8 protein-coding genes and 1 pseudogene are annotated in these 9,480 nt (G+C 44.1%); 1 reads left to right on the top strand and 8 read right to left on the bottom strand.

Annotated elements, in window-relative coordinates; genetic code table 11:
* Window positions 1-89: 89 nt before the first annotated feature.
* From BLP57_RS07900 to BLP57_RS07935, 8 genes are all read right to left on the bottom strand, one after another.
* On the bottom strand, window positions 90-1,313 hold the full coding sequence (locus tag BLP57_RS07900; protein ID WP_175442961.1) for a D-alanyl-D-alanine carboxypeptidase family protein: 1,224 nt from the start codon (window positions 1,311-1,313) through the stop codon (window positions 90-92).
* A 112-nt stretch (window positions 1,314-1,425) separates the two neighbouring features.
* The gene (locus tag BLP57_RS07905; protein ID WP_044960811.1) at window positions 1,426-2,223 is read right to left on the bottom strand and encodes a zinc dependent phospholipase C family protein; all 798 of its coding nucleotides are present in this window, start codon (window positions 2,221-2,223) and stop codon (window positions 1,426-1,428) included.
* Window positions 2,224-2,295: 72 nt separating this feature from the next.
* The gene (gene scpB, locus BLP57_RS07910; RefSeq protein ID WP_022426764.1) at window positions 2,296-2,865 is read right to left on the bottom strand and encodes an SMC-Scp complex subunit ScpB; all 570 of its coding nucleotides are present in this window, start codon (window positions 2,863-2,865) and stop codon (window positions 2,296-2,298) included.
* A gap of 23 nt (window positions 2,866-2,888) precedes the next feature.
* Complete coding sequence (locus BLP57_RS07915) at window positions 2,889-3,674, bottom strand: segregation and condensation protein A (protein WP_059085667.1); 786 nt, start codon at window positions 3,672-3,674, stop codon at window positions 2,889-2,891.
* Between the two features lie 9 nt (window positions 3,675-3,683).
* Window positions 3,684-4,490 carry a metallophosphoesterase gene (locus BLP57_RS07920; protein WP_092070657.1) on the bottom strand — a complete coding sequence of 269 codons (807 nt, stop codon included), beginning with the start codon at window positions 4,488-4,490 and terminating at the stop codon, window positions 3,684-3,686.
* Window position 4,491: 1 nt separating this feature from the next.
* Window positions 4,492-5,526 carry a molybdopterin-binding protein gene (locus BLP57_RS07925; RefSeq protein ID WP_092070660.1) on the bottom strand — a complete coding sequence of 345 codons (1,035 nt, stop codon included), beginning with the start codon at window positions 5,524-5,526 and terminating at the stop codon, window positions 4,492-4,494.
* A gap of 87 nt (window positions 5,527-5,613) precedes the next feature.
* A complete protein-coding gene (locus BLP57_RS07930; protein WP_092070663.1) occupies window positions 5,614-6,801 on the bottom strand; it encodes a D-alanyl-D-alanine carboxypeptidase family protein in 1,188 nt (395 codons plus the stop codon).
* Between the two features lie 108 nt (window positions 6,802-6,909).
* Window positions 6,910-8,931: a GGDEF domain-containing protein gene (locus BLP57_RS07935; protein ID WP_092070665.1), complete on the bottom strand. Its 2,022-nt coding sequence runs from the start codon at window positions 8,929-8,931 to the stop codon at window positions 6,910-6,912.
* A gap of 288 nt (window positions 8,932-9,219) precedes the next feature.
* Here BLP57_RS07935 and BLP57_RS17995 point away from each other — a divergent pair.
* Window positions 9,220-9,480: pseudogene (locus BLP57_RS17995) on the top strand (IS5/IS1182 family transposase); the annotation flags it as partial.

Below are 9,480 nucleotides of genomic sequence, written 5' to 3' on the forward strand. Positions count from 1 at the left end.
TAATTGTACCTTTTTTTTGCAGAAAATTCAATACTTTTCGTCACGAACGTTAAAAAATTAACCCCTGACTTATGCCAGGGGTCGCTAAATTAATGGAAATAATCCTTAAATACTTTATCCACATACCATTTATAGGTAATTCTGTCGATTTTGTCATCGGCGGTTACAAGGCAGGAAAGGAGTTCTTTTCCGTTGAGCTTTGCATGGAGTGTACCGATCTTCTGGTTTTTCTGTATTGGTGCCGGGAGCTTATCCGGAAGCTCCGTTTCCCATGTGATCGTTTCTGTTTTTTTCAGAAGATATCTTTTCCCACGGTCTTTTTCAGAAAGTACTGCGTGTATTTTCAGCATAACCTGTTTGGGAGGATATCCGGAATGATCGGACTTTTGCGGATATGGATCTTCTTTTCCCGGTGCTGCTTCTGTTACCAGGATCTCAGGCAGCTGCGGAAACTCCGGCAGCATCACATACTGATAATTTTCCCTGCCATAGGAAAGAAGCTTCTTAGTATCGCTCCATTTATAATTTTTATTTCCGGGCCATCCGCATCCCAGAAGAGCCACGATAAATAATCGCTCGTCCTGTCGGACTGCGCAGACATAACAATATCCGGCATTTCCTGTAAATCCTGTTTTTCCTGAGATCACTCCTGTTTCCATATCCAGGAAAGCATTGGTATTATGTACCGAATAATGCTTTTTTCCTGAGATATCCGTGAAAGTATAATCTCTAGTCTGGGTAATATGGACAAATGTTGCATTTTTTATTGCATACGCCATGATCAAGGCAAGATCCCGGGCTGTTGTATGATGGATACCGCCTTCATCTTCTCCATCCAGACCATTGGGTGTAACAAAATGTGTGTCCTTACATCCCAGCTCTTTTGCTTTTTCATTCATCTTCTCTGCAAAACCTTCTACGGAGCCGCCGATATGTTCCGCGATGGCCACTGCGGAATCATTATGGCTTTTCAGCATCAGTGAATAGAGAAGATCCTCCAGATAAAACTGCTGGCCTTCCCGCATGCCAAGACGTGTCTGTGGCTGAGATGCCGCATTCCCGGAAACCTGTACGTAATCATCTCCCTTTGCCAGCTCTAGAGCAAGAATACAGGTCATTACCTTTGTGGTGCTGGCATTCGGCCGTCCTTTGTATGCTTCTTTTCCGTACAGCACACGGCCGTTCTCCCCATCCATAAGAACTGCAGAAAGTGCATATAGATTTTCGTCATCTGCCGCCTTTACCGGAAAGATCTGACAAATAATAAGGACCGCTGTCACCAGCACGACAGCGGCCATACGCCGTTTGCTCATAATGCATCACCCCGTACACGGTTCATATAACTGTTTACAGTAACTGTTATATTTAATTTTATGCGGGGATAGCATTCAGATATCACTTGTATCTATTGTCTGCCGGGATCGATCATCCGTTAAAGGTCAGATCCCATCTGTCAGAAAGATGTCCTGGCCTGACTGCAAGTGCAGCAAGCTCTTCCAGCATATCCGGTGCCTTGGCAAGTGCCTCTTCCATCAGACTGTCCAGCTTAAGAAGCTCCTCCCTACAGTCGATCTCCGGCTCCGGGCTCATAAAAAATTCGGTAATAAACGCAGATATCTTTTTTCCTGCGGGGGAAAGGGCATGTTCCGAAAGGCGTCTCTTCCTTCCTCCATCATCACATACCAAAATACAGGTGAATATCTTCATCATTTTCAATGACAGATAAATGTTCCAGGTACGGATCGCCGGTAGTACCTGGTGTATCGTCCATGCACTGAGAAAACTGGCACGGATCCCATGCGACGGATAAAAACGCAATGGATCTTTGCCGGTTTCATACATCAGCATACGGTCAAATTCCTTCTCAAAGAGCGTATGTGAGATTTTCCCCTCGGCAGCTACCTGATTGACGTAAGGATGACAGGTAGAATCCAGGATATAATGACATCCGAACCCCAGCAGGTAAGCCATCAGTGCAGGATTTTTTTCCTCCCGGACCTTCGCCATGCCCTTTTCAAAGAATTCTCTTGCTTTCCGTCCATGCATCTGCACTCCGTACTGTGTCACCGGATTTTTGGATATAAAATAATAAAACAGGATATCCGGACCATGCTGTCCGATCCGGTACAGATTTCCGTTGCTTCGGATCAGATGCTGTAATTTTGCGGAAAGTTTCCGGTAAACCCTTTTTCCAAAAAGATCATGTGCGTATGTTGTGGGCATTTTCGTCACTCCTCTTCTGTTTTCTGATCTGTCCGACAGGTCCCGTAAACCGGCATCTGTCCGTGTTATTTGTTATACGTCCAGCTTCAGCTGGATCTCTTCCTCTGCTTCCGCCTTGAAATCCTCCAGCTGGACCGGATCCATTTCCGGAAGGTCTTCCAGCCCCTGGACACCAAAGCAGCGCAGAAATTCTTCGGTGGTTCCCAGGAGGATCGGGCGACCCGGAGCATCCAGACGTCCAAGTTCTCTCACAAGATCATAATCCATCAGTTTATTGATGGCATGATCACATTTTACCCCTCGGATCTTTTCAATCTCTGCTTTTGTAACGGGCTGTTTGTAGGCAATGATCGAAAGGGTTTCAAGCATAACGTCTGTCAGCGTGGGTTTCTTTGGCTGCGCTGCGATCCGGATAAGAGAATCATAGTATTCTTTTTTTGTACAAAGCTGAAAGGAGTTTTCGAGCTCTATGATCTGGATCCCCCGCTCTTCTTCCTGATAACGGATCATCATATTTCGGATGATATTTTCCGTTGTTGTAGGATCCTGACGGATCGCTCTGGCAATACGGGGTAATTCCACTGCTTCTCCCATTGCAAACAGGATGGCTTCGATTTCTCCTTCAATTCGTTTGATTTCCACTTATTGTCCTCATTCCTACTATATTATTCATCTGCGAACTCTGTCAGATTCTTCCATGTGTCCGGATCCGTGATAACTTCCACATGAATATCATCAAAAAGATCTTCCTGTTCTGCATGAACATGTCCCATTTTCATCAATTCCAGAATTGCCAGAAATGTCACGATCAGCTGTATTTTGGAATGCTGGTTTTCCATCAGCCTGCGAAAGCTGAATTTTCGGTGAGTTTTTGCATATTCCTTCATTTCCAGCAATTTATCGGAAAGTGATATTTCCTCTTTTTCGATCCTTCCGAATTTACTTCGGATCGGATCGATCTTATTTTCCTGTCTGCGGATCAAAGCCTGATAGATCGCACTCATCCGCTCCAATGTCAGACCCCGGAGAAGTTCCTGGGGATCAGACGGTGGAGTATACTGTAGCACTTCTTCCGGAAGATCCTGTTTTCGGTAATAAACCCCTGCCGCATCTCCAAGCCTGTCCCGTAATTCATAGGACATATATTTGTACATCTTATATTCCAGCAGCTTCTGCACAAGCTCTGCTCTAGGGTCCTCCTCTTCTCCTTCCTCATTCACTTCTTTCGGAAGAAGCATTTTACATTTGATATCCAGAAGAGTAGCTGCCATGACAAGAAATTCACTCATGATCCCCAGATCTTCTTTTTCCATGGAATGCAGATATTCCATATACTGATCTGTGATCTCCACAATAGGAATATCATAGATATCGATCTTGTTTTTGTCGATCAGGTGAAGCAGAAGATCCAGAGGGCCTTCAAATACATTCAGCTTAACAGATAATGCCATAGGGTTTCCTCATTTCATTTTTTCGGAAGGTTTTATATCGATCACCAGCAGTTCCCTTGGATTATGGATCCGAAGGGGAATGGTATGTTCTCCAAGTCCAGCACTGACGATCATATGCTGATCCCCTTTGTGAAAGTCTCCACAGCAAAACGGCGGAAGAAACAGATATTGAGGAGATGAAAGACCGTAATGTTCACTAAGGCGGACAACGCCTCCGTGATAGTGTCCGGACAGGATCAGATCCGCGCCCCATTCAAAATAGGTTTTTCCGTATTTTGGATTATGTGCCAGCAGGATCTGCATCCCTTTATCTTCAGGTTTTCCGATCAGTTCTTCCATCACTTCTTTTTTCAGCTTCGGTGATCTCGGCTTGTGATAATATTTGATGGGAAGCTCCAGGCCCCAGAAACAGAAGCGCTCTCCCTGCAGGACCATAGCTTCATGTCCGTTCCTTAAAATATGCACGCCAGCTTTTTTCAGTGCCTTTTCATATTTCGCATAATATGGCCGATATTCTTCGGAAAGGCACATTTTATATTCATGATTACCAAGTGCATAATACACGGGAAAATCCCTGGCAAGCTCTGTCAGCAGCTTACATGCAGTTACCAGAGTATCCGTTTCTGTACGTACAGCCATGTCGCCGGCAGAAAGGATCACGTCCGGGGCAAGTTTTCGGATCGTCTCTGTCAGCCGTATATTGTCTTTTCCGTAGGATATCCCGTGAAGATCCGCAAGAAGGATCATCCGCACGCCCTGTGGGGCATGGATCTTGTCCATATGGATCTCATATTGTTTGATTCTGAATTTTTTCATATTATTTTCCAAATCCGCAGTTCGGGAAAGTGCAAACCGGACAGTTCAGACAAAGTCCGCCCTCTCCCAGCCTGGCGATCTCCTCTGCCTTGATCTCATCATCCGCCATTACTCTGGGCAGGATCAGATCAAATACCGTTCTTTTTGCGTACATGACGCATCCCGGAAGTCCAAGTACCGGTATGGATCTTCCGTTCCGCTCAAGATATGCCACAAGCAGCATAGCTCCCGGAAGTACAGGTGCTCCATAGGTTATGATCTTTGCTCCGGTATCCCGGATCCCGCCCGGAGTACGATCATCGGGATCCACACTCATTCCGCCGGTACAGATGATCAGATCTGCTCCTGCATCTGCGAAAGAAAGAATTGCCTTTGTGATCTCTTCCTTATCATCTCCCGGCATCACCTGGCCTGTCACTTCTGTCGGAAACCCGGAAAGCTTTTCCCGGAGTACCGGTGTGAAGGTATCCTGGATCAGTCCTTTTTTGATCTCACTTCCGGTTGTGACGATCCCTACTTTTTTCTGCTGGTAAGGGAGAATGTCAAAGATCGGAAGATTTCCTGCTGCCTTCTCTGCTGCATCCATTTTCTCTTTCTCGATCACAAGCGGAATGATCCTGGTTCCTGCAACCTTATCACCTTTTTTTATCGGAAAATCGCCATGTCTGGAAGCAATCATCATTTCTCCCAGAGAATTCACAGCCACAAGTGCATCACGACGTATTTTCAGAATACCATTGATCTTTGATACCACCTCGATCTTACCTTCTTTGATCTCAGTTCCATGTACTTTGGAAGAGTTTCCGGCACAGATTTTGTAAAGGATCTCTGCAGCTTCATTTTCGTGAAGAATCCCCGGTTTTTTCTCCCACACAAAAAGGTGTTCTTTTCCTACAGAAAGCAGCAGTGGTATATCTTCTTCTTTCACTACATGCCCTTTTTTGAAAAGAACGCCTTTTTTCTCATCTTTTATGATCTGCGTGATATCATGGCACAGAATGTGTCCCACTGCATCTTCTGTTCTGATCTCTTTCATCCAAAATCCCTTCCCTGTTCTGTTATTTCTTCAATCCGTTGTATTATACATCCAGTCTGCCCTTTTTGTCAAAATATGTTGCAGGCATCACAAAAGAAATGCCTGACAGGTTCTTTCCAGCCAGTCATGGTATCCGGCCTTTTTTATTGTTTCCCCGTACAGGATATCCAGACTACCGATCTTTTTCCCATCCTGATAGTATTCCTGTGCCCCTACTTTCTGCCCTTTTTTCACCGGCGCACTTTGTTCTTTGGGAAGGATCAACTTTTTCTTAACATTGTCAGGTTTCGTTCCATCTGTGCTGATATATCGGAATTTCCCTCTATATACAAGCGGAACCTGCTCTTTGACTCCTTTGCGGAGCTTCATAGGTTTCAGTGGCTCCAGAGCATCATCCAGATACAATGTGCATTTAGAAAAGCCGTAATTTAAAAGAGCTGCTGCATCCCGGAATCTTGTTTTCGGGTCCGGTGCGGCCATCACTGAGGCGATCAGTGTGATCCCGTTTCGTTCTGCCACAGCACTGAGACAGTATTTTGCAATACTGGTGCTGCCCGTTTTAAGTCCCATACACCCCTCATAGCTGCGCAGCAGTTTATTTGTGTTGGTCAGTGTAAATTTCGAGGATCCTTTTCTGGTAACGTGTGTGATATCCTCCATCCAGACAGATGAATATGTAAGAACTTCCGGATATCTGCTGATGAGCTCCCTGCTCATAAGTGCAATGTCATAGGGAGTTGTATAATGCTCCTGTGATTCCGTCAGCCCGCAGCAATCCACAAAATGGGTATTTTTCATTCCAAGATCCTTCGCCCTCTCGTTCATCCTCTCCACAAAGGCTTGTTCTGTTCCCGCAACATACTCCGCCATAGCTACGCTGGCATCATTTCCGGAAGCGATCACAATACATTTGATCATGGTTTCTGCAGTCTGCTTTTCTCCTTCTTCCAGAAATACCTGCGACCCTCCCATGGATCTGGCATAAGCACTGGTGGTAATGCTATCCTCCAGATGCAGGGTTCCCTCACGGATAGCATCAAAGATCAGAATCAATGTCATGATCTTTGTAATACTGGCCGGGCTTCTTCGGGTGTCAGGATCCCTGGAATAGATCACGGTACCGGTTTCTTTTTCCATAAGGACTGCACCCGGCGCTTCGATCAGCTGCTGTGCTTTTCCACTATCTTCCGTTTCTCCCCTGACACCAATGGGTGTCAGAGCCAGGCATAAGACTAAAATACAGATCAAAAGACTTTCCGGAACACTTCTGTTCATAAGCTCACTCCTGCCGCAAACATCTCTGTTCTATTGTAAAAGCTTTCCTGAAAGATTATTCCTGAAATTCTGAAAAAGCATAGATTCCGGGCCGTATTCCTGTATCTTTCACTCTGCATCGCTTTGCTTTTTCAGTTCTTCGTCATACAGCTTAACACCTGTTTCACAATTTCCAGCAGCATATTTTCTTGCATAATTCGCTGCATCGATCGCCTCAGATGCATTGTCACATTCTTTGGTGATCAGATAGATCCCAGTGCGGAGACAGAGCTCCATATCCGGATATTTCTCTTTCATCTGCCGTAAGAACTCCTGATTGGTCTTTAAAACAGATGTTTCCGGATCAACATCCATATCACATGGAGTGAAAAGGATAAAATGATCAGAGATCGCCCTGGTAAAATATACATCCATATCTGTTTTTAGAACGCTTATCACATACTCGGAAAACTGCCGCAGGATCTGATCTCCCACACGATATCCGTATTTTGCATTAATACGTTTAAATTTTTCAAAATCGGTATATATCACTGCATGTCCCGGCCCGTAACCTCCGATCAGCATTTTCTCCACATTTTCGCGAAATCTTGAAAAAGAAGACAATCCGGTAAGCTGATCCCGTCCGGATTCTGCAGCAATGCTACGATAAGCACTGTTAAATGCCTGGTTCTTGGCATAATGCGCAGAAATGATCTTAGTCACTTCTCCCAGCAGCTTACGATCTTCTCTGGACCAGAGCCTTTTTTCCTGGCAGGTCACGTATGCAATGGCCCCTGTATAGCTTCCCTCGCAATACATAGCAGCACAGACTACAGTTTTGGCTCCGCACTGTAACACATTCTTTCTTCCCTGTTCCGAATATTCAGCCAGATCATTCTCCTGAATCACCACAGTACCATATTCATCATTGTGGCGAAACAATGTGATAAAATCACTTTTTGAGAAATGTATCTCATCTATCAAAAGCCTGTATTCTTCTTCCGAAACCCATTGAAAAACCCTGTTTATTTTCTGCTCTGCCACCTTGGTATGCAGGACTGTGATCCGGTTAAGCCGGAATTTCAGACCGATCACTTTCATCAGAAGTTCAATCGCTGCCTGAAAGCTGCTCATTTTTTCAAATATTTCAAATGCAGTAGAAACAATATCATTATGAAGATATCTGGCATCTATCTCAACACCCTCGTATAATTCCTGCTTTTCCTCTGTCTTATCCTCAAAACGTCTCAGATTATCACAGAAAGCATAGCGGTTTTTTCCATTTTTCTTTGCCTGGTAAAGTGCCCAGTCTGCATTTTCAAAGAGCTGCTGATATGTATATCCGGAAACATTTTCCGGAAGAAAGCAGATCCCCACACTGCAGGTTGCCAGATACGTGGTTCCCGGAAATTTAAGTTTCTGCACTTCCCGTATCAGTTTTCCTGCCTTTTTCATGATTGCTGCATGGCTGATATCCTTCAAAAGGATCACAAATTCATCGCCACCCAGACGCATGATCACATCATTAATGTCGAACAAAGCCACAAACAGCTCCGCAAAACGTTTCAGGACTTCATCACCGAACATATGTCCGTAAGTATCATTTACATTTTTAAAATAATCTACATCAAGCACCATCATCCCGCATCCTGCATAGGGATTTCTGGATGCAAGGTATTCATCGATCAGTTCTTTTCCGAAAAAGCGGTTATACACTCCGGTCAGAGGATCTTTCTGGGCACGTTCCTCAAGAAATTCTTCCTGCAGCTTCTCCCTGGTGATATCTCTGGAGCTTCCTATGAAATAATGATATCCGGTATTTTTATCCTGTGCTATAAATCCCCGTACTGTCAGAAGACTCGCATTACCGTCTTTATTGATACACCGCACTTCTATCGTCCCGCCTTCCCGGGATGTCAGAAAATCCGTCAAAAACTTCCAGTCGTCTTTATAAACATTGCTGTATTTCTGTCCACTAGTCTTAAAATCCGTAATATTTTTTACAGGTCTCAGGTATTCATCCAGACGTTCATATATGTCCGTCTCCTGACAGTACTGAAAAAGCTTCAGTGTAGTATTTCGATAAATGCAAGCGTATTTTTCCAATGTATCCCGAATATCAAAAATAGGATTTTTTTCATCTGTTTTCATTCACGACCTCCCAAAGGGTTCCTGATCTCACAGTATTAGTGAAAGTATACCATATCTTACTGTATATATGTAGTTCTTTTATTTCTTTTTACAGTTTGTTTTTTACTATATAAAATACGCAGCTAAGGGGCTGTCGCACTAACGTGCGGCAGCTCATTTTATATTCAACACAAAACTATTAATTGACCTTTGCTCCGCTTTTTTCATTATAACGTGCGGCAGCTCATTTTATATTCAACACAAAACGCCGGACTTCGAAAAGCCCGGCGCTTGTGGTATAATTAGTTTATGCTACTAAACAAAATAATACAGAGAGATTATACCTCATTTTCTCTGTATTATCAAATCAAACTTCCGCTAGATTTAGAGATTTCTATTCCATCTGATGATCCGGTTCGTCTGGTAAGTGCCTTTGTGGAGGAAATGGACCTTTCTGAACTGTATAAAACTTACGGCAGGATCAGAAAAAATCAGGCAACACCGCGTCAGATTCTGAAACTTGTTATCTATGCAGCAATGAATCGGATCTATTCAAGCCGCGATATCAGA

The organism is Blautia sp. SF-50 (genome assembly GCF_900101315.1).
GTDB classification, from domain to species: domain Bacteria; phylum Bacillota; class Clostridia; order Lachnospirales; family Lachnospiraceae; genus Blautia_A; species Blautia_A fusiformis.

Coding starts and splice junctions, on each gene's coding strand:
- BLP57_RS07930 (WP_092070663.1), bottom strand. CDS start 6,801: ATGAACAGAAGTGTTCCGGAAAGTCTTTTGATCTGTATTTTAGTCTTA.
- BLP57_RS07900 (WP_175442961.1), bottom strand. CDS start 1,313: ATGAGCAAACGGCGTATGGCCGCTGTCGTGCTGGTGACAGCGGTCCTT.
- BLP57_RS07905 (WP_044960811.1), bottom strand. CDS start 2,223: ATGCCCACAACATACGCACATGATCTTTTTGGAAAAAGGGTTTACCGG.
- BLP57_RS07925 (WP_092070660.1), bottom strand. CDS start 5,526: ATGAAAGAGATCAGAACAGAAGATGCAGTGGGACACATTCTGTGCCAT.
- BLP57_RS07935 (WP_092070665.1), bottom strand. CDS start 8,931: ATGAAAACAGATGAAAAAAATCCTATTTTTGATATTCGGGATACATTG.
- BLP57_RS07920 (WP_092070657.1), bottom strand. CDS start 4,490: ATGAAAAAATTCAGAATCAAACAATATGAGATCCATATGGACAAGATC.
- BLP57_RS07915 (WP_059085667.1), bottom strand. CDS start 3,674: ATGGCATTATCTGTTAAGCTGAATGTATTTGAAGGCCCTCTGGATCTT.